At 65.4% G+C, this 518-nt stretch carries 1 pseudogene; it reads right to left on the bottom strand.

What is annotated here, in order from left to right:
• Nucleotides 1–518 (bottom strand): annotated as a pseudogene (locus CSC62_RS17700) (S9 family peptidase); the annotation flags it as partial.

Raw genomic sequence — 518 nt, 5'->3', positions numbered from 1 at the left:
CGGTAGACCAGAGAGACCGGAATCCTGGTGCCATCGCGGGCGGTCGCCCACAGCCGCTCGGTCACGTAGTTCGCCGGATCGTAGCCGGGGACCGGTTGCTGCTTCAGCAGCCGGCGCTCGCCGGTCCTGACGTTCAGCTCGTAGGTCGTCGACGGCGTGGTCATCGAGGTATAGCGGTAACGGAGCCAGTCGGTATTGCTTTCCGCATTGGTCGACAGCCCCATCGAATAGGCCGGCTCGTCAGCCTTGACGCATTCCTCGCCACCGCCGTCGCGAATGATGCGCAAGCGCTCCAGCGCGTTGGAGCGTTCGGCGACCACGGTGAACCCGTCGAACAGCTCGAAGCCTTCGACCAGCACGTCGTCGCGATGCGCCCCCCAGTCAGTCCAGTCCTTGCGCGAGTTCGAGCCGTCGGCCGCGGTGACCAGCTTGAAGTTGGTCGCCGGATTGCCGTCAGCGCCGGGGGCGTTGGTACGGATCGTCCAGTGGTCACCCAGATGGTCGGGGAGGTATTCGAC

Source organism: Pseudoxanthomonas jiangsuensis, assembly GCF_010093185.1.
Taxonomy (GTDB): domain Bacteria; phylum Pseudomonadota; class Gammaproteobacteria; order Xanthomonadales; family Xanthomonadaceae; genus Pseudoxanthomonas; species Pseudoxanthomonas jiangsuensis.
Note: the sequence above shows the minus strand (reverse complement) of the source record. Positions and strands in the feature narration are given on the sequence as shown.